Source organism: Terriglobus roseus DSM 18391, from assembly GCF_000265425.1.
In the GTDB taxonomy this organism is placed as follows: Bacteria; Acidobacteriota; Terriglobia; order Terriglobales; family Acidobacteriaceae; genus Terriglobus; species Terriglobus roseus.
On sequence record NC_018014.1, the window covers coordinates 868,333 to 886,219 of the forward strand.

Below are 17,887 nucleotides of genomic sequence, written 5' to 3' on the forward strand. Positions count from 1 at the left end.
TGGGCGTTGGAGGCGCGTGGTGTGCAGCTGGGTTTGCAGAGCTATACGTTCCATCAGTTGCGTGCTGGAGGCGTTGCTGCTGCTGAAGAAATCGCTGTTTCCATGCAGAAATTGGGAGTTAATTTGTGTGAGCTTTGGGCGCCGCAGATTGAGCCGTTTCCGTTGTCCGATGGATACTGGCGAAAGTGGCTGCCGAATGTTGAAAAAGGCGCGCCAATCAAGGCTTCCAAGGAGGAGATGGCGACCCAGCGACAGGCGTTGCGGGCGTGGCGAACCAACCCTCCTCAGGGCTATTTGCAGCAGGTTTTGAATCGATTCAGTAGCGCTCACGTGCGTTTGTTCTCTTTCAACTACAGTTTTGAACCGACGATGAACGATGCGGAGATCGAATTCGGCTTTGCGGCGGCGAAGGCGCTGAAGGTTGACCTGATTACGGCGTCGAGCCGGATCTCCGACGCGAGGCGTCTGGTGCCCTTCGCGGCGAAGCACGGCATGCGTATTGCCTTCCATGGTCATGCCGAAAAGGACGATCCCGACCAGATCTCCAGCCCGGAAAGTTTTCGTACTGTGCTCGCGATGTCGCCGCTCTACCGGATCAACCTGGATGTCGCTCACTTCTCGTCGGCCGGTTTCGATTCGGTCGCGTTTTTGAAGGAGCAGCACGCGAAGATCACCAACATCCATGTTCACGATCGGAAGGCGAACGCCGGGGTGAGTGTTCCGTTCGGCGAGGGGGTTGCGCCGACGAAAGAGGTGCTGCAGCTGATCCGCGATAACAAGTGGCCGATCCCGGTCTTCTATGAGCTGGAGTATGTCGGTGCGGATGGGCGGGATGTGATTGCGGAGACGCGGCGTGAGCTGGACTACGAGATCAAGATTCTGAATTCCTAACGGTGCAACTACACCACGTCTCAAACGCACAAAGGCCGCATGCGATCTGCATGCGGCCTTTGTGATTGAAGCAGGGGATTATGCCTTCAGCGTCGACAGGTCGATGACGAAGCGATAGCGGACGTCGCTCTTCAGCATGCGTTCGTAGGCTTCATTCACCTTGTCGATGGGGGTGATTTCGATGTCCGAGACGATGTTCTTTTCGCCGCAGAAGTCGAGCATCTCCTGGGTCTCCTTGATGGAGCCGATCATCGATCCGCCGAGGGTCTTGCGGCCGACGATGAGCGAGAAGGAGTTCAGGGTGGAGTTGTCTTCCGGAGCGCCGACGAGGACCATGGCGCCGTCCTTCTTGAGCATGGCGAGGTAGGGACCGAAGTCCATGGCAACGCCGACGGTGCTGATGATGAGGTCGAAGGTGCCGGCGAGCTTCTTTGCCGTTTCGGGATCGCTCATGGCGTAGAACTCATCGGCGCCAAGGCGCTTGGCGTCTTCTGCCTTCTTCATGCTTTGGCTGAGAACGATGGTCTGTGCGCCGAGAGCGTGCGAGAGCTTGACGCCCATGTGACCGAGACCGCCGAGACCGACGATGCCGACCTTCTTGCCGGGGCCTGCGTTCCAGTGCTTCAAAGGGCTGTAGAGGGTGATGCCGGCGCAGAGCAGGGGAGCGGCTGCGTCGAGCGGCAGGTTGTCGGGGATGCTGAGGACGTAGTTCTCGTCGACGACGATGTGATCGGAGTAACCGCCGTAGGTGGGCGTGCCATCCTTTTCGCGACCGTTGTAGGTGGCGTTCATGCCGACGAGGCAGTAGTTGTCCTCGCCCTTGACGCACTCTGCACACTGGCGACAGCTATCGACAAAGCAGCCGACGCCGACCTTGTCGCCTACTTTAAACTTCGTGACGCCGCTGCCTACCGAGGTGACGATGCCGGCGATTTCGTGGCCGGGGACCATGGGAAAGATGCTGCCGCCCCACTCATCGCGTGCCTGGTGCACGTCACTGTGGCAGATGCCGCAGAACTTGATGTCGATGTTGACGTCGTGCTCGCGCGGTTCGCGGCGTTCGAAGCTAAACGGGGCGAGGGGTGCCTTCGCCGACTGTGCGGCGTAACCAGATGCCTGGGGCATGGTGTAACTCCTGTTGGGATCGTTCGTGTGCTATTTGGGGTCTACAGCCGGCGGGTCCATCCGACTACTCATCGTCCGGTGTTCTGGAGATTTAGATGTAGGACCAACTAGACGCGATGCACCTAGACGGCGCGTGCGCTCCACAGACCTGCGATGCCAAAGAGGTATGGCTTCCACTTTGCATCCGTAAAGCCCGCCTGGCGCATCATGCCGCAGAAGGCCTGTGGTTTCGGAAAGCGTTCGACGCTTGCAGGCAGGTATTCGTATGAGGAGGTGCTGCCGGAGATCATGCCGCCGATCCGTGGCAGGATGTGCTTGAAGTAGAGACGGTAGGCGCTGTCGAGTGGCGCGGGCGGCATGCTGAAGTCAAGGATGCCGATCTCGCCGCCGGGCTTCAGGACGCGCCGGATCTCGGTCAGGCCCGCGGCGTAGTCGGCCAGATTGCGGAAGCCGAAGGCGCTGACGACGAGGTCGAGGGTGCCGTTGTCGACGTGCAGGTTCAGGGCGTCGTCCTCAATGAAGATGACGGCTTTGTCGCGCATCTTCTCGCGGCCGCGTTCGATCATTTCGTGCGAGAAGTCAATGGCGAGAATGGGCTCGGCCTGGGCTGGACGGCGCGCAAGTAGCGCGGCTGTCATGTCGCCGGTGCCGCAGCAGAGATCGAGAACGCGAGCCTCGGGCCGGCGGAGGATTGGATCGAAGCGGCGCGCCGTGCGGTTCCACCAGACGCGATCCATGCCCATGCTGAGGATATGATTGGCGCGGTCGTATTGCGGTGCAATCTCGTCGAACATGCGCTGCACGGCGTCAGCCGCTTCGGTGTTGTTCGCCGTGCCTTCGGGTCTTGCGCCCAGTGCAGGGTCGATCACGGCATCACCGGCGGCGGGATGGGGCGGGCACGCATCTCCACCAGCATTTGTTCGACTGCTTCCTGCAACTCAACGTCTTCTACGTCCTGTGCGATCTCCACGGTGCCAATCGCTTTGGGCACGATGAAGGAGAGGGTTCCGCTGCGCTTCTTCTTGTCGTTGCCGGTGAGCATGACCAGGCGTTCGGCGGTGACGTTGAAGCGGGGCAGGTCGCTGTAGGCGTAGACGAGGTCCACGATGCGTTGAGAGTCCGCTTCGCTGAGTACGCCGCGCGCTTCTCCCAGGCGGGCTGCGGCGATCATGCCCCAGCCGATGGCTTCGCCGTGCAGCAGACCCTTATAGTGCGTGGCCGATTCGATGGCGTGGCCGATGGTGTGGCCGAAGTTGAGGATCATGCGTTCGCCGCTCTCGCGCTCATCGGCTGCGACGACATCGGCCTTCATCTGAACGCTGGCTTCGACGACGTGCTGAATGGCCTCGAGATCGCCGCTGCGGACGAGTTCCACGTTCTTCTCCATGTAGTCGAAGAGGGCACTGTCGCGGATGACGCCGGCTTTGACGCACTCCTGCAGGCCAGCCTGCAGTTCGCGCGGCGGGAGCGTCTTGAGGGTGTCCAGATCGGCGAAGACTGCGAGCGGATGGTAGAAGGCGCCGACGAGGTTCTTGCCTGCCTTCAGGTTTGCGCCCGTCTTGCCGCCGACGGAAGAGTCCACCTGAGCCAGCAAGGTGGTGGGTGCCTGAACGAAGGGCACGCCGCGCATGTATATGGCGGCGAGGAAGCCGGTGAGGTCGCCGAGCACGCCGCCGCCGAGGGCGACGAGGAGCGTGTCACGGTCGGCGCCGTTGGAGGCCAGTTCTTCGAGCAGGCGCTCGATGGTCGAGAGGCGCTTATGCTGCTCGCCCGCGGGGACGTGAAGGGTCTTGTAGGGGATGGCGAGGGCATCGAAGCCGGCGCGGACGGGTGTGCCCCATAGGCGATCGATGTCGGGCGAGGTGATGATGAAGACGCGCGAGACCTTTTTTGCCAGCGCGACGGATTGCGCGGCCAATGATGGCAAAAGGTTCTGCCCAATATGTACGGAGTAGCTAGCCGATGCGGCTTCGACGCGAATTTCGCTCACATCATTGATTATCGCAGCCGCGCGCTTGTCGTGAGCGTTGGTCGTCGTGCAGCAATCGTGAAGCTGCGGCAGGTTTGATCCGCCGAAGGATTTATCCCCCGGCGTGCCCGTGTGTGACGGCTTGGCGCATTGCGGGGTAATTGCCATCCCGCAAGTCGTCAGCGCTGGGAGAGACAGCTGACAGACCGCCTGGAGCCCGATGTGACATAGTGAATTCGCGTGACGACGAAGAGGGTGTGGTCGACCTTCGGGCCTACGGCGAGTCACATCGAAGGCTTGCCGGGGCGGGTGGATTCTCCTGCGGCAGAGCGACCATCGGTCCGATTGCCTTTTCCATGAGGTCCAAAATCCAATAACACGATCTAGTTATTGCGAAAATTCCCGAATTGGTGTGTTATGTTCATCCCGTGAAATCTTTCTTCTTTATTTTGAAGTATAAGAGTGGTTTGTGATTCGCGTCACTTGTTGGCGTTGCCGTTAAGAACTAGTGTTGGCGGCACCGCTGCCTGGCCTTAAACCGTCTCCTGAAAGTTTTGGTGACGGACGTGTCAGTTAGCGGGGAATGCATGACTCATTGGTGATTGCACATGATCTCAGGGAACGAAAAGAAGTTCGGTGCCTATGTTTTGAAAGGGTCGCCGAGAGTGCTGGTGCGGGGAAAGAATGTCATAGATCTTCCTCACAGGCAGTTGAAGCTCTTATCTGTACTGCTCGCGGCCAAGGGGATGGTTGTGACGCGGGAGGCGCTGATGGACGCCGTCTGGCGGGATGTATTCGTCGAGGAGCACAACCTGAACCAGACGGTGTTTCTGTTGCGACGCTCCCTGGGGAAGCTGCCGGATGGCGGGGATTACATCGAGACGGTTCCTCGAAGGGGCTACCGGATGTCTGCGGCTGCCATTGAAGATCAGGGCGTCGATGTTGAGGTAATGCCTGAGCGCCGTGTAGCGAACGGGTGGCGTTCCGCGTTGCAACGTACCGCACCCTGGCTTGCGACTGTGCTGCGGTTCCCTCGACGTGAGCGACGGGGGAAACAGACGAACGCCGGCCCGTCTGTTTCCCCGATCCGAGCGGTTGCTCCGCCGCCTAGGTGGCAGACGGATCGTCGTGTTGTTTCCGTTCCAGCAAAAGCGATATTGCGATCGTCACTGCAAGGATAGCGAAGATCACGACGAGCGAGATCATGGGCGTGATTTCGATCCAGGGTGCTGCGAGCATCTTGGCTGCGGCGAAGGCCAGTACTGCGGCCAGGCCATAATGCAGGTAAGCCAGCTTGCCCAGCGCGTGCGTGAGTACGAAGAAGAGCGAACGCAGGCCCATGACGGCAAGGATGTTCGAGGTGTACGCGATGAACGTATGCCGCGTGATGGAGAGCACGGCCGGGATGGAGTCGAGCGCGAAGACGAAGTCTGCGAAGGCGATGCCGAGCAGCGCGAGCATCAAGACTGTGGGCATGCGGCGGCCGTTTTCGACCGCCGTGAAAGAGTCTTGCGAGAGCGAGATGGGCTGACGCTTTTCAAGCCAGATCTGCCAGCCGGGTTTCTTCGGGTGTTCGTGATCTTCCGGGAGGACCAGCCGGACGGCTGCGATCAAGAGTATGACCGCGAAGATGTAGGTGACCCAGTCAAATTTCGCGAGCAGTTGGACGCCGGCGACGATGAAGCCTGCCCGCAGGATGACGGCGCCGAGGATGCCCCAGAAGAGGACGCGGCGCTGCTTTGCCGGTTCGATCCGGAAGCTTTTGAAGAGCAGAAGGAAGACGAAGAGGTTGTCGATGGAGAGCGACTCTTCGAGCGCATAGCCGGCGAGGAACTCCTGGCCGAGCTGCGGATGCATGCGCAGATAGACCCATCCGCCGAAGGCGATGGCGCCGAGGATCCAGAGTGCGGTGGCGGCGTAGGAGCGGCGGGGTGCCGTCTCGGGTGTGGTCTTGTGGAGGAGCAGGACTTCAAGTCCCAACAGAACTAAGAGGAGCGCGTGAAAGACGATCCAATCGATGGGATGGGCGTTGGGCATGATCTGTCTGATGCTATCGCGTCACGGTTGAGCACGTCGCTTGCTGTGGATTGAACGCGGTGCGCGATCCCACGCATCCTCTTTGCGTAGGTATGGGCACCCCGGGCAAATGAAAAACCCCACGTCTCAGAAGCGAGACGTGGGGCACCCGGTTCCGGGGGTCGTGGGTGTTATGCGGGGAGTTCTTTTTTCTTTGGGCTTACGGCGAAGGCCACGCCGACGCTGAGGGCGTAGAGCACGAGCATGGGTGCGGCAAAGAGGCACATGCTGAGCGGGTCCGGCAGCGGGCAGATGATGGCCGCGATGATGAAGATGATGAGGATCGCGTAGCGCATGTGCTTGACGAGGAAGCGGCCGTCGACGATGCCGAAGAGTGCGAGGAAGAAGATGATGATCGGCAGCTCAAAGGTGATGCCAAGGCCGAAGATGATCGAGAGGAAGAAGCTGTTGTAGTCCTCGATGGTGATGATCGGGTGGAAGCGGTGGCCGAAGTCGCCGATGAGCATCTTGAGCGCGGACGGAAGGACCCAGTGGTAGCCGAAGTAGGCGCCGCCGAAGAACAGCGCGACCGTCGCCGTCATGAAAGGGATGACGTACTTCTTCTCGTTGGAGTACATGCCGGGCGAGATGAAGAGCCAGATCTGATAGAGGATGAAGGGCGCTGAGATGATGGCGCCGCCGTAGAGCGACGTCTTGAGGTAAAGGTTCAGCGGGTCGGTCGGGTGCGTGTAGTTGAGCGGGTAGTGCAGCGCGTCAATGGGCGCGGTCACGATGGCGAAGAGCTTCTCGTGAAAGATGTAGGCGACGAAGAAGCAGAGGACGAGGGCGATGGAGGAGCGGATGAGGCGGGCACGCAGCTCGGTGAGGTGCTCCATCAGGCTCATGCCTGGGAGTTCGGCGCGTTCCTGGACGGCTTCGCGTGCTTTGTCGATGACGTCAGACATGGATGGCGCTCCCGGTGCCGAGAGCGGCGCTGGTTTTCTTTTTGTTCGGAGCGGTCTTAGGCATGAGTGTTGGCACTCGTTTCCGGGACATGCTCGGCTGCCGGCTCTTCACTGCTGATGCCGGCGGAAGTCTGGTGGATGGTGTGTTCCGGGATCTCGCTGGACTCGACTGCGGCGCCTTCCGGGCTGGGCTGGGGTGCGGTGCCGTAGCTGCCGCTCTGGACGGGCAGGCCAGTGGAGGGAGGCATCATCTTCAGCTCGCCGGCTTCGGCGATGGGCATGGGTGTGGTGTCGGCAGCGGGTGTCTCGTCGAAGTCTGGCGTGGGGGCCGGGAGGTGCGGGTGCTCGGGATCGGGCAGGGTGGAGGGAGGCCCGGGCATGGCGGCAACCTTCGCCTGGTGCTCCTTCTGCTCCTCGACGCGCAGCTCGTCTTCCATCTGCATGCGGAACTCGTTGGAGGCACGGCGGAACTCAGCCATCAGCTTGCCTAACTGGCGTGCCAGTTTGGGCAGGTTCTTGGGGCCCACGAGCATGAGGGCCAACACGAAGATGAAGATGGAATCGCCTAAGCTGGGCATCGTGAAATCAAGAATAGCAAGTCAACGGGGTCGCGAGTCAGCGAGTGCGCCGGTTTGGTAGTGGGACCGATGGTTCTGGTCTCCTGATGCAAGTGAGATTGGGGCTATTGCGGACGGTCGCCGCGGGTGAAGCGGTCGTCGAGAGGCTGGCGTTCGTCCCAGCCGGCTTCGGCTTTGTGCCACTGGGTGATGTTCTTGTCGCCCTGCAGCCAGCAGAGCATGACGATCTCGTCTTCGAGCTGGAAGGGGAATTCGAGGAGGCCGGCGGCGAGGTCGTGGACTTCGACGCCGATGGAGCTGATTTCTTCGAGGGTGTCCTTTGCTTCGGAGATCGCGGCGGCGTGTTCGGCCTTGATGCGTGCGACCTCAGGGAGGTCGACGCGGAGTCCTCCGGAGAGGAAGATGGCCTGGGAGAGGCCGCGGAGGGCGTTCTCGCGGGTGGTTGCTACGGTTGCGGCAGCCTGGGCGCGCTGCAGCAGTGAATCCAGCACGGGTAGAAGCGTGTGTGCCTCGGGCAGGGTGAACGTCCGCACTTTCCGTACCTCCTTGCGCAGTCTCGCACGGGGCGTCTAAGGCTGCCCCTTGTTGGACGGTGGAAAAGGCGGGCGAGGCTGTTTGTTGGGCGTGCTGCTGAGTGCAAAAGCGTCTTGACACCGGGGTAACCGACATTTCTACTTGAAGATGCGATGCCTGACGGTTTACGGACATTTCGAGAGCTGTGCACGCAGCATGGGATCGCTGTGACGCACCAGCGCCAAGTGCTGTACGAAACGATGCAGAGCATGTACGGGCACCCTTCGCCGGAAGAGGTTTTTGCGGCGGTGAAGCAGCGTATTCCTTCGATTTCGCTGGCGACTGTGTACAAGAACATTCACTTGTTTGTTGAGAGCGGCGTGTTTCGCGAGCTTTCAATCCACCACGGGACATTGCGTGTGGAGATGAACAAGGTGCCGCACCACCATATGGTTTGCAGCGTGTGCAAGAAGGTTGCGGATCTGCCGGACGATGAGCTTTCGCTGCAGACTGCGCCGACGATTCTGCCGGGTGGTTTCCTGGTGGAGCGGATTTCGGTGGACGTGATTGGTGTATGTCCTGATTGCCAGGCGCGGCCAAACTAGTTACCTCTTCGCTACAATCTGCTCGCGAGCGTGAGGCGGAACGATCCTATTTGGGTGTTCTCCCGTCCAACCCTGTGAGTGCGGTCTACCGCCTGACACCGATGCGGAGCATTACCATCAAGTTCATGCGGACCATGCCGTCGCTTTTGTTGCTCTGCCTGTTGCCGATTTCGGGCTGCTCCGGGTTTTTCTATAAGGATTCGACGACGACGCCTGGAACTGGCACCTCTGCGACGAACTATGCGTTTGTGGCGAATACGGGGTCGAATACCGTTTCGGGTTTTGGCATTTCGACGACCGGTGCGCTGGCGGCTTTGTCTGGTTCGCCGCTCACGCTGCAACTTCCGCCGACGGCGCTGGTGGTCAGCCGTGACAACAAGTTTTTGTGGGTGGGTACGGTCTCGGCCATTTATGGCTACAGCATTGCGGCCGATGGCACGCTGGCCGCTTTGAGCGGTGGGAATGCCATTGCGAATGCGATCTGTTCCGACATGCAGGTTTCGCCCGATGGTAAGTGGATGATGGTGCTGAGCGGCAGCGGCGACTCGATTGCGCTGTTCTCCGTCAATGCCGACGGAACGCTGTCGCCGGGACCGAATAGCGGTATTGGCTTTACGGCCAAGGGCACGGTGATTCCGAAGCAGTTGAAGATTGCACCGAGCGGTGCTTTCGTCGTGGCTGCGATGGGAACGGCGGGCGAGCTGGTCTTCAGCTTCAACACGACCACGGGGGCACTGGCTCTGCTGACGCAGACGCTGCCGCCGGACGCCACCAGCGACAATGGCATTGCGATCGACAGCACCAGTACGTACCTCTATGAGGCACGATCCGGGACGAATCCGGGGCTGGTGGTGAATACGGTCAGCAGCAACGGGAACCTGACGCCGACGACGGCCACGACGTATGCGGCCGGCACGCAGCCCTACGCGGTGGCGCTGGATAACACGAGCAAGTATGCCTATGTGGCGAATCGTACCGATGGCACGATCAGCGGATATGCAATCGGGACGAATGCGGCGTTGACGGCGGTTTCTGGTTCGCCGTTTTCGTCGGGTGTAGCAGTGCAGTCGCTGGGCGCGGACTCGACGGGGAAATGGCTGTTGGCGGCTTCGTACAACGGTGCACCGGACCTGTCGCTGTATGGATTTGACGCGACGAACCTTGGACGGCTGTATGCCGTGAGTTCCGCCGCGACGGGTACGAATGCCAGCATCCTGGCGCTGTCCCACTAGTGCCCAGGGTGCACGGTGCTATCCTCAAACCTGCTCGAATGCATCATAAGTCCCCATTCTTACGCCGCCTGACCGTTCGTAGCTTTGCTGTTGCCGCGCTGTTCCCGCTGTTGCTGGCGGGGTGCAACCGCTTCAAGCCGAAGCCGTTTACCCACTATGTCTATGTCACGGCGAAGGCCACGTTTCTGCGTGACCGCATTGCCGCGGTGTCAAACCGTACGGGGAATGTCGTCAACGGACAGCGGCTCGAGATCCTAGAGCAGAACCGCCGCTTCTATCGCGTGAAGACGGATGCGGGCGAGATTGGCTGGATCGATGAACGCGCGGTTGCGACGGAGAAGGTTGCGACGGAGTTCGAGGAGCTGGCGAATGCTCACAAGGACGAGCCGTTTGTTGCGACGGGCAGTGTGCGCGACGATGTCTACCTGCATGCTGCGCCGGGCCTGACGACCGATAAGCTTTATCGGCTGGATGAAGGCGAGAAGTTGAAGCTGCTGGAACGTGCGAGCACGCTGAAACCGCTGCCGCCGGGTACGCCTCTGCCGACGGCGCAGGTGCCGATGGGCAAGGATGGCAAGCCGATTCCCGGCGCTGCTCCGGTGCCGCCTCCGCCGCCTGCGATGGACGACTGGTGGCTGGTCCGCGACAGCAAGAACCGTACTGGCTGGATGGTGAGCCGGATGCTGGACACGGATGCGCCGGAGTCGATCACGCGCTATGCCGAGGGCCAGCGCGTTGTGGGCGCTTACATTCTGAATAAGGTGGTTGATCCTGCGGTCGAAGGCGCGAGCCAGGAAGTGCCGCAGTATGTTGCCGTTTTCAGCCCCTATAAGTCGGGGCTGCCGTATGACTTCAGCCAGATCCGTGTTTTTTACTGGAATCTGAAGAAGCATCGCTACGAGACGGCGAACCGCGACAAGAACATCCTGGGCTACCTGCCCGTCAAGATCGGTGTCGACCCGGGAACACCGGCGCATGACCGTATCCCTGCGACTGGGCCTGCACCGTCGTACACGTATACGGTTCTGGCGGCAGGAGCGCCGGTGCCGCATCCGGACTCGGCCACTGGGCAGACGCGGCCTGCGAAGAATCAACTGGTGACGAAGACATACCGGCTTGAGGGGAACATTACGCGGCGCGTACTCGCGCCGGGCACGACCGCCCCGGCAGAGGCGCAGATTGCTCCCGAGGAAAAGAAAGAAAAGAAGAAGAGACGTTGACCGGGCGGACTCCGTGCTGCCGCAGTAGGAATCGTCGCGGTTTATTTCTCGCGATGCAGAACTCTTATCCTCTCTGGACGTCTACTTGAGCATGCTTCTGATCCGGCGAACGGTCGCTGCGGTATTGGTGTGCTTTTGCGGCCGTGTCTGCTGCGGCCAGTCCGCGCCCGGGGCGGTTGCACCCGATGCTGTGACTTCTTCGCTGCCAGACGGACCGGCGGCTGCCAGCAATGCGTCGCTGACCGGTGTTGTGACGGACCAGGAGGGCGGGCTGTTGCCGGGTGCTCACGTTGAGATCACCGCGGGTGGCCGGACCATTGTGCAGCTGGCGGATGGCACCGGAGCCTTTCACGCCTATGGACTGCCTGCCGGGCCGTACACGGTGCATGCCGTTGCCAGCGGCTTTGAAGCTGCACTGGAGAGTGGAACGCTGGAGGTTGCGGAACAGAAGGAACTGGCGCCGCTGGCGTTGAGTGCGACGGTTGCGACCTCTGTATCCGTCGTGGCTACCTCACACGACATCGCGGTTGCGCAGGTTGCGGCGGAGGAGAAACAGCGCGTTCTTGGCGTTATCCCTAACTTCTACGTCGTTTATTTCAAAAATCCAGCACCGCTGACGGCGCAGCAGAAGTTTCACATGGCATGGCGATCGACGCTTGATCCGGTGTCTTTTCTGGGTGCGGGGTTTGGCGCGGGTGTGCAGCAGGCGACGGGTGGCATCGACGGTTGGGGCTATAACCGCAAGGGCTATGCACAGCGGTATGGGGCGAACTTTGCGGATGGCGCGATCAGTACGTTTTTAGGCGGCGCGATTCTGCCGATGCTCTTCCACCAGGATCCCCGGTACTACTGGCAGGGGACGGGCACGAAGATGTCTCGTGCGAAGCACGCGATTGCGAGCGTGGTGGTGAGCCATGGCGACGACGGCAGGCGTGAGTTTAATTATTCGAGCGTGCTGGGGAATTTTGCTTCGGCGGGGCTCTCGAACCTGTACTACCCGGCGGCGAACCGCAATGGTGCCGGGCTGACGCTGAGGAACGCTGCGCTGGGTTCGGCGTTTGGGGCGTTTGCGGCGATCATGCAGGAGTTTGTGGTGCCGAAGTTGACGCCGCACCGGCCGGCCTCGGGGCCTTTGCCGGATCCGCTTCATGATAATTAGTTAGGGATCGCGCTTTCGCGCGATACCCACACATCCGCTTTGCGTATGTACGCCGCACCCGATGGTTGGACCATCGAGATCCCTGGTTTCAGGAGGGAGAGAGGTCGTGCTTTGCACGATAACCCACCCTTTGCTTCGCAAAGAATGGGGCACCCCATCTTTATTGTGTTCCGATGCTTTCTCTAGACGAGGCCTGCTCGCAGCAGGTCGTGGACGTGGAGGACGCCGGTTACTCGGGTGTTTTCGAGGACGAAGAGACTGGTGATGCCTTCGGCGTTCATGCGGGCGAGGGCTGCCTGTGCGAGTTCGTCGGGGGCTATGGTGCGTGGGGAGCGGCCCATGACTTCCATGGCGGGGCGGTCCTGAAAGCCGTGGGTGAAGGCGCGGCGTAGGTCTCCGTCGGTGATGACGCCGACGAGTGCGCCCTGCGCGTCGACAACGCCGGTCATGCCGAAGCGGCCGCCGGTCATGCGGACGATGGCTTCGGCGAGCGTGGCATCTTCCCTGATGAGCGGGACCTCAGAGCCGGTATGCATCAGTGCGCTTACGCGGAGCAGGCGCGCGCCCAGGCGGCCGCCCGGGTGTAGTGTGCGGAAGTCCTCTGCACTGAAGCTGCCCTGATCGAGGAGTGCTACGGCAAGCGCATCGCCGAGCGCGAGCTGCATGGTGGTGCTAGTGGTGGGAGCGAGAAGGTCGCTGCATGCCTCTTCGCAGGTCGGCATGGCGAGGACGATGTCGGCTGCGCGGGCGAGTGTGCTGGCTGCGTCGCCGGTGCTGGCGATGAGTGTGACGCCGAAGCGGCGTGTGTAGGCGACGATGTCCGAGAGTTCGGCGGTCTCACCGGACCAGGAGAGTGCGAGGACGACATCGTCGGCGCGCACCATGCCGAGGTCTCCGTGGCTTGCGTCGGAGGGGTGCACGAAGTGTGCGGGTTTGCCGGTGGAGGCGAGCGTTGCGGCGATCTTGCGGGCGATGTGGCCGCTCTTGCCGACGCCCGTGACGATGACGCGGCCGGGTGCGTTGGTGAGAGCTTCGACGGCTTTGTTGAAGGCTTCACCGAGCGGGCCGTTGAGTGCGTCGCGCAGGGCTTCAAGGCCGCGGATCTCGCACGCTATGGTGGCTTCTGCGCTTTGCCTGGATTTGTTGTCATGTTTCAACATCAATGGCCTCACGCCCACCCTTCGACAGGCTGAGGGCAGGCTCTTAGCCTGTCGAAGGTGGGGCACCCGCTATTCTGCTTCGCTGGATCGTTCGCCTTGCTCATGCTGTGGCTCTCGCTGCCATTGACTTTGCAAGTGCGTCGAAGGCCATCAGGTCTCGCAGCAGGGCTGCCATATTTTTGAGCGCGATCATGTTGGGGCCGTCGCTGGGTGCGTGGTCGGGATCGGGGTGTGTCTCGATGAAGACGCCTGCGACGCCGACGCTGACGGCTGCGCGTGCGAGGACGGGTACGAATTCGCGCTGGCCGCCGCTGGCGCCGTTCAAGCCGCCGGGCTGCTGGACGGAGTGGGTCGCGTCGAAGATGACGGGCGCGCCGGCCTGCGCAAGGACTGGCAGCGAACGCATGTCGGTGACGAGCGTGTTGTAGCCGAAGGTGGTGCCGCGTTCCGTGACGAGCACGCCGCCGGTTGCGTCCTTGAGTTTGTTGACGACGTGGACCATCTCAGGCGGCGAGAGGAACTGGCCCTTCTTGACGTTGACGGTGCGGCCCGTGGCTGCGGCGGCGAGGAGAAGATCTGTCTGGCGGCAGAGGAACGCCGGGATCTGCAGGACGTCAACGGCTTCGGCGACGGGTTTGCACTGCCAGCTCTCGTGGACGTCGGTGAGTGTGGGGAGGCCGAGCGTCTCGCGGATCTCGGCGAAGATGGGCAGGGAGGCTTCGAGACCGATGCCGCGTTGCGCGTTGGCGCTGGTGCGGTTGGCCTTGTCGAAGCTGCTTTTATAGACGAGGCCGATGCCGAGGTTTGCGGTGATCTCCTTCAGGGCCAGTGCGGTCTCGAGCGCGTGGGCGCGGCTCTCCATCTGGCAGGGACCGGCGATCAGGGCGAGTGGCGCCCGGTTGCTGAAGGTGACGTTGCCGATGGTTACGGTTGGGTTCATCGCATTCCATCTTAGGTGGAAAGGTGTCGTCGAGAACGAACCCACCTTTTTGCGTCGCAAAAGAATGGGGCACCCGCTCCATGGGGCACTGCGACTCTACTGCGGCATCAGGCGAAGAACTTGTGGATGGCTTCGACCACGCGGACTTGTTCGTCTTCGCGGAGTTCCGGGTAGATGGGCAGGGCGAGGACTTCGCGTGCGGCCTTCTCGCTTTCGGGGAACTGGCCTTCGCGGTAGCCGAGGTCGCGCAGGGCATCCTGCATGTGGAGTGGTACCGGGTAGTAGACTTCGCTGCCGATGCCGTGTGCGGTCAGGTGCGCGCGCAGGTCGTCGCGACGGGGTGTGCGGATGACGTACTGGTGCCAGACGTGGACGCCGCGCGGGTCGGCCGTGGGCAGGACGATGCCGCCGTCGGCGACGGAGCCGACGAGACTGGTGTCAGCAAAGAGCGCGGCGTAGCGTTCGGCGACGCGGCGGCGGTCGTCATTCCACTGAGCGATGTACTGCATCTTGATGAGCAGGACGGCTGCCTGGACGGTGTCGAGGCGCGAGTTCCAGCCGACCTCGTCGTGATAGTAGCGGCGGCGCATGCCGTGGGCGCGGAGTGCGCGGGCGAGTTCGCCGGTGGCGGCGTCGCGGAAGGTGGTGAGGCCAGCGTCGCCCCAGGCGCTGAGGTTCTTGGTGGGATAGAAGGAGAAGGCTGCGGCGTCGCCGAGCGCGCCGGCCTGAACGCCGTTCCAACTTGCTCCAAAGGCCTGCGCGGCATCTTCGATGAGTAGGAGATTGTTCTGGGCTGCGACGGGTGCGAGTGCGTCCCAGTCGGCGCACTGTCCGTAGAGGTGCACGGGCATGATGGCGCGGGTGTCCGGGTTGGCACGGACGGCTTCGGCTACGGCATCGGCGGAGAGATTGAAGGAGACGGGGTCGATGTCGGCGAGGACCGGGCGTGCGCCCGCTCGGAGGATGCTGCTGACCGTGGCGAAGAAGGAGAACGGCGTGGTGACGACGGCTGCTCCTTCGCCGATGCGCAGGGCAGCGAGTGCGAGCCAGAGGGCGTCGGTACCGCTGGCGCAGCCTACGGCTTCGCTTGCGGCCGTGGTTCGGGCGACGGCTGTCTCGAATTCACCGACTTCGCGGCCCAGGATGAAGCGGCCGGCAGAGCAGACGTCGGCGACGGCGCGGGCGATCTGCTCGCCCACGGCGGCGTACTGGCGGCTAAGGTCGAGGGTCGGGACGGGTGCAAGATCGGCGGCTGACATCAAGGATTATGGTATCGCCATAGCAGCGGTGGACCCTGGCTGGAGAGAGAAAGGCGGGATCGCGGCGCGCTACGGCACATGGTTCCAGCAATTTAGCGTTCTTTCGCGAAGATTGCGCGGCCACCCGCAGGAAGAATTTGCGTCTAATACCTCGTGATTGTCGTCAATGGTAGGGCAGCGGGTTTAGGCTTGCCAGGGTGACGGTCGTCGCCGTATTGTGTAGGGTCTTGAGGGCATCGGCCCTTGTGCTCAACCGAAGACGAGTTTGCGTGGTCCGCAGTCGTCGAGGTTTTTCTTAGAGGCAGTACATTTTGACAGCGCGCGTACGTCGCCGCGCATAAAGGGGAGATCGGCACATGGATTCCAAGCCGGCACAGAATATTCAGGACACCTTTCTGAACACGGTCCGTAAGGACAAAAGCGCAGTCACCATTTATCTGGTTAGTGGTGTGAAGCTGACAGGCAAGATCCGCTCCTTCGACAAGTACTCCGTTCTGTTGGAGAACAATGCTCAGGAGCAGTTGATCTTCAAGCATGCCATCTCCACGGTGGTGTCCACACGCGGTGGCGCGTTGCATAGCGACCGCACGCACGCCAGCCACAGCAGCCCGCGCGGCGATTCCGCGACTGAGGGCAGTGCTGAGGCCATGGGCGGCACGGTCGGCTCCTGAGCGCGACGCGGAGCGGATCGGGAGTGTCAACAAAACAACGGACAGCACGGACGGGTCTTTCCGGGCAGCGGCCGACAGCCTCACGACTTGAGGTTGCGGCCGCTGCTGCTGTTACGAGCTCAAAGGATGGCTACGTTACCGAGAAGGAGCGCGAGCTTGCGGTGCTGGTCTCCGTTGAGATCACTGGCGAGCGCCGGCGCCTGACGGCGGCTGCTGCACAGGCGCGTGCCGCCGCTGCCATCCATGATGGCGATGACGACGCGGACGAGCCGGAGGCGGTTGCAGAGCTGGACTTTGACGCGGCCCTGGAGGAGTTTCAGGAACTTGCGCGGTCGGCGGGTGCGGAGGTTGTTGCGACCGTTGTGCAGCGCCGCGGCAAGCCTGATCCTGCGATGCTGATCGGGCCGGGCAAGGTGGAAGAGCTTGCGGCGGTTGTTGCGAGCAGTGGCGCGAACCTGGTGCTGTTCGACCATGATCTGACGCCTTCGCAACTGCGCAATCTGGACAGGGAACTGCCGGTGCGCGTGATTGATCGCACGCAGTTGATCCTGGATATTTTTGCCCGGCATGCGCGGACGCGTGAGGGACATCTGCAGGTTGAACTGGCGCAGCTTGAGTACCAGTTGCCGCGGCTGGCGGGTAAAGGCAAGGCGATGAGCCAGCTGGGTGGCGGTATCGGCACGCGTGGCCCGGGTGAGACGAAGCTTGAGACGGATCGCCGGCGCATTCGTGCGCGCATCGACCGTTTGAAGGAACAGCTGGATACGGTGCGGCGCAATCGGCGACAGCAGCGGCAGCGCCGTGAGGCTGTGCCGGTGCCGACGGTTGCGCTGGTGGGGTATACGAACGCGGGGAAGAGCACGCTGTTCAATGCGCTGACGGATGCGGGTGTGCTGGAGTCGGCGCGGATGTTTGCGACGCTTGATCCAAAGCTGCGGCATCTAGCGCTGCCTTCTCGCCGTAAGGTGCTGTTGAGCGATACGGTGGGGTTTATTCGGAATTTGCCGCATGCTCTGGTGACGAGCTTCCGCGCGACCCTGGAAGAGGTTGAGCGCGCTGAGCTGCTGCTGCATGTGCGCGATGCTGCTTCGCCGAATATCGACGAGCAGAAGATGCAGGTGGAGCGGGTGCTGGCCGAGCTGGATGTGTCGAAGACGCCGACGCTGCAGGTGCTGAACAAGACGGATCTGCTGCCCGCGGACAAGCTGGCGGAGTTGAAGGATTTTCCTGAGGCCAACACCATTGCCGTGTCGGCACATACGGGCGACGGTCTTCAGGCGCTGATTGCTGCGATTGAGGAGCGCATTGGCGGGGCGGGTGCGGTCGATCCGACGGCGACGGCGAGCTTCCGCATTCCGCAGCGTGAGGGACGCGCGATTGCTGCTCTGGAAGCCGGATGCTTCATCGAGAACAAGCGGTTCGAGGGAAACCTGGTTTACTTCACCGCGCACGGACCTGCGTCGTTGCTGCAGCGCTATCGCCGTTACATCGAGCTCGCGCATGGCGAACTGCCGCAGACTTCGCCGGTTGAGGCGCGTCCGCGGCGCAGGACGCGGCAGATCGCGTAGCGATCGCTTGTCTGGT

General features: G+C 61.9%; 18 protein-coding genes. 8 read left to right on the forward strand and 10 right to left on the reverse strand.

Features of this window, described 5'->3' with window-relative positions; translation table 11 throughout:
- Positions 1-21: 21 nt before the first annotated feature.
- The gene (locus tag TERRO_RS03745) at positions 22-891 is read left to right on the forward strand and encodes a sugar phosphate isomerase/epimerase family protein (protein WP_014784667.1); all 870 of its coding nucleotides are present in this window, start codon (positions 22-24) and stop codon (positions 889-891) included.
- 78 nt (positions 892-969) lie between these two features.
- Here TERRO_RS03745 and TERRO_RS03750 read toward each other — a convergent pair whose 3' ends face one another.
- The 3 genes from TERRO_RS03750 to aroB form a co-directional block, all read right to left on the reverse strand.
- Positions 970-2,016 carry an NAD(P)-dependent alcohol dehydrogenase gene (locus TERRO_RS03750; protein ID WP_014784668.1) on the reverse strand — a complete coding sequence of 349 codons (1,047 nt, stop codon included), beginning with the start codon at positions 2,014-2,016 and terminating at the stop codon, positions 970-972.
- Positions 2,017-2,138: 122 nt separating this feature from the next.
- Positions 2,139-2,885: a bifunctional demethylmenaquinone methyltransferase/2-methoxy-6-polyprenyl-1,4-benzoquinol methylase UbiE gene (ubiE, locus tag TERRO_RS03755; protein WP_014784669.1), complete on the reverse strand. Its 747-nt coding sequence runs from the start codon at positions 2,883-2,885 to the stop codon at positions 2,139-2,141.
- Positions 2,882-4,153, reverse strand: a complete 1,272-nt coding sequence (gene aroB / locus TERRO_RS03760; RefSeq protein ID WP_014784670.1) for a 3-dehydroquinate synthase — start codon at positions 4,151-4,153, stop codon at positions 2,882-2,884. The genes ubiE and aroB overlap by 4 nt, the downstream gene beginning before the upstream one ends.
- A 440-nt stretch (positions 4,154-4,593) precedes the next feature.
- On the opposite strand from aroB, the gene TERRO_RS23895 reads away from it, so the two are divergent.
- Positions 4,594-5,166: a winged helix-turn-helix domain-containing protein gene (locus tag TERRO_RS23895; RefSeq protein WP_014784671.1), complete on the forward strand. Its 573-nt coding sequence runs from the start codon at positions 4,594-4,596 to the stop codon at positions 5,164-5,166.
- Here TERRO_RS23895 and TERRO_RS03765 read toward each other — a convergent pair.
- From TERRO_RS03765 to TERRO_RS03780, 4 genes are all read right to left on the reverse strand, one after another.
- Complete coding sequence (locus TERRO_RS03765) at positions 5,093-6,022, reverse strand: TerC/Alx family metal homeostasis membrane protein (RefSeq protein WP_014784672.1); 930 nt, start codon at positions 6,020-6,022, stop codon at positions 5,093-5,095. The genes TERRO_RS23895 and TERRO_RS03765 overlap by 74 nt on opposite strands.
- Positions 6,023-6,192: 170 nt before the next feature.
- Positions 6,193-6,966 (reverse strand): twin-arginine translocase subunit TatC, encoded by a 774-nt coding sequence (gene tatC, locus TERRO_RS03770; protein ID WP_014784673.1) that lies wholly within the window; start codon positions 6,964-6,966, stop codon positions 6,193-6,195.
- 56 nt (positions 6,967-7,022) lie between these two features.
- Positions 7,023-7,544, reverse strand: coding sequence for a twin-arginine translocase TatA/TatE family subunit (locus TERRO_RS21815; protein ID WP_014784674.1), 522 nt, complete (start codon positions 7,542-7,544; stop codon positions 7,023-7,025).
- A 104-nt stretch (positions 7,545-7,648) separates the two neighbouring features.
- The gene (locus TERRO_RS03780; protein WP_014784675.1) at positions 7,649-8,077 is read right to left on the reverse strand and encodes a DUF2203 domain-containing protein; all 429 of its coding nucleotides are present in this window, start codon (positions 8,075-8,077) and stop codon (positions 7,649-7,651) included.
- Positions 8,078-8,230: 153 nt separating this feature from the next.
- On the opposite strand from TERRO_RS03780, the gene TERRO_RS03785 reads away from it, so the two are divergent.
- From TERRO_RS03785 to TERRO_RS03800, 4 genes are all read left to right on the forward strand, one after another.
- Positions 8,231-8,662, forward strand: a complete 432-nt coding sequence (locus tag TERRO_RS03785; protein ID WP_014784676.1) for a Fur family transcriptional regulator — start codon at positions 8,231-8,233, stop codon at positions 8,660-8,662.
- 125 nt (positions 8,663-8,787) lie between these two features.
- Positions 8,788-9,894, forward strand: a complete 1,107-nt coding sequence (locus TERRO_RS03790) for a lactonase family protein (RefSeq protein WP_169315276.1) — start codon at positions 8,788-8,790, stop codon at positions 9,892-9,894.
- Between the two features lie 38 nt (positions 9,895-9,932).
- A complete protein-coding gene (locus TERRO_RS03795) occupies positions 9,933-11,114 on the forward strand; it encodes an SH3 domain-containing protein (RefSeq protein WP_014784678.1) in 1,182 nt (393 codons plus the stop codon).
- Positions 11,115-11,205: 91 nt separating this feature from the next.
- On the forward strand, positions 11,206-12,273 hold the full coding sequence (locus TERRO_RS03800; RefSeq protein WP_014784679.1) for a carboxypeptidase-like regulatory domain-containing protein: 1,068 nt from the start codon (positions 11,206-11,208) through the stop codon (positions 12,271-12,273).
- Between the two features lie 182 nt (positions 12,274-12,455).
- Here the strand turns inward: TERRO_RS03800 and TERRO_RS03805 are convergent, their stop codons facing one another.
- The 3 genes from TERRO_RS03805 to TERRO_RS03815 form a co-directional block, all read right to left on the reverse strand.
- Positions 12,456-13,433 carry a KpsF/GutQ family sugar-phosphate isomerase gene (locus tag TERRO_RS03805; protein ID WP_014784680.1) on the reverse strand — a complete coding sequence of 326 codons (978 nt, stop codon included), beginning with the start codon at positions 13,431-13,433 and terminating at the stop codon, positions 12,456-12,458.
- A gap of 100 nt (positions 13,434-13,533) precedes the next feature.
- Positions 13,534-14,373, reverse strand: a complete 840-nt coding sequence (kdsA, locus tag TERRO_RS03810; RefSeq protein WP_014784681.1) for a 3-deoxy-8-phosphooctulonate synthase — start codon at positions 14,371-14,373, stop codon at positions 13,534-13,536.
- A gap of 107 nt (positions 14,374-14,480) precedes the next feature.
- Complete coding sequence (locus tag TERRO_RS03815) at positions 14,481-15,632, reverse strand: DegT/DnrJ/EryC1/StrS family aminotransferase (RefSeq protein WP_014784682.1); 1,152 nt, start codon at positions 15,630-15,632, stop codon at positions 14,481-14,483.
- 356 nt (positions 15,633-15,988) lie between these two features.
- Between TERRO_RS03815 and hfq the strand changes: the two genes are divergently transcribed.
- Together hfq and hflX are read left to right on the forward strand one after the other, a co-directional pair.
- A complete protein-coding gene (gene hfq / locus TERRO_RS03820) occupies positions 15,989-16,303 on the forward strand; it encodes an RNA chaperone Hfq (RefSeq protein ID WP_014784683.1) in 315 nt (104 codons plus the stop codon).
- A gap of 23 nt (positions 16,304-16,326) precedes the next feature.
- Positions 16,327-17,871, forward strand: a complete 1,545-nt coding sequence (hflX, locus tag TERRO_RS03825) for a GTPase HflX (RefSeq protein ID WP_014784684.1) — start codon at positions 16,327-16,329, stop codon at positions 17,869-17,871.
- Positions 17,872-17,887 lie beyond the last annotated feature (16 nt).

Excerpts from the sequence above, each read along its gene's own strand:
- TERRO_RS03750 (WP_014784668.1), bottom strand. The coding sequence starts at position 2,016 with ATGCCCCAGGCATCTGGTTACGCCGCACAGTCGGCGAAGGCACCCCTC.
- TERRO_RS03790 (WP_169315276.1), top strand. The coding sequence starts at position 8,788 with ATGCGGACCATGCCGTCGCTTTTGTTGCTCTGCCTGTTGCCGATTTCG.
- aroB (WP_014784670.1), bottom strand. The coding sequence starts at position 4,153 with ATGGCAATTACCCCGCAATGCGCCAAGCCGTCACACACGGGCACGCCG.
- TERRO_RS03765 (WP_014784672.1), bottom strand. The coding sequence starts at position 6,022 with ATGCCCAACGCCCATCCCATCGATTGGATCGTCTTTCACGCGCTCCTC.
- tatC (WP_014784673.1), bottom strand. The coding sequence starts at position 6,966 with ATGTCTGACGTCATCGACAAAGCACGCGAAGCCGTCCAGGAACGCGCC.
- kdsA (WP_014784681.1), bottom strand. The coding sequence starts at position 14,373 with ATGAACCCAACCGTAACCATCGGCAACGTCACCTTCAGCAACCGGGCG.
- TERRO_RS03805 (WP_014784680.1), bottom strand. The coding sequence starts at position 13,433 with ATGTTGAAACATGACAACAAATCCAGGCAAAGCGCAGAAGCCACCATA.
- TERRO_RS03795 (WP_014784678.1), top strand. The coding sequence starts at position 9,933 with ATGCATCATAAGTCCCCATTCTTACGCCGCCTGACCGTTCGTAGCTTT.
- TERRO_RS03800 (WP_014784679.1), top strand. The coding sequence starts at position 11,206 with ATGCTTCTGATCCGGCGAACGGTCGCTGCGGTATTGGTGTGCTTTTGC.
- TERRO_RS23895 (WP_014784671.1), top strand. The coding sequence starts at position 4,594 with ATGATCTCAGGGAACGAAAAGAAGTTCGGTGCCTATGTTTTGAAAGGG.
- TERRO_RS21815 (WP_014784674.1), bottom strand. The coding sequence starts at position 7,544 with ATGCCCAGCTTAGGCGATTCCATCTTCATCTTCGTGTTGGCCCTCATG.
- hfq (WP_014784683.1), top strand. The coding sequence starts at position 15,989 with ATGGATTCCAAGCCGGCACAGAATATTCAGGACACCTTTCTGAACACG.
- TERRO_RS03785 (WP_014784676.1), top strand. The coding sequence starts at position 8,231 with ATGCCTGACGGTTTACGGACATTTCGAGAGCTGTGCACGCAGCATGGG.
- TERRO_RS03815 (WP_014784682.1), bottom strand. The coding sequence starts at position 15,632 with ATGTCAGCCGCCGATCTTGCACCCGTCCCGACCCTCGACCTTAGCCGC.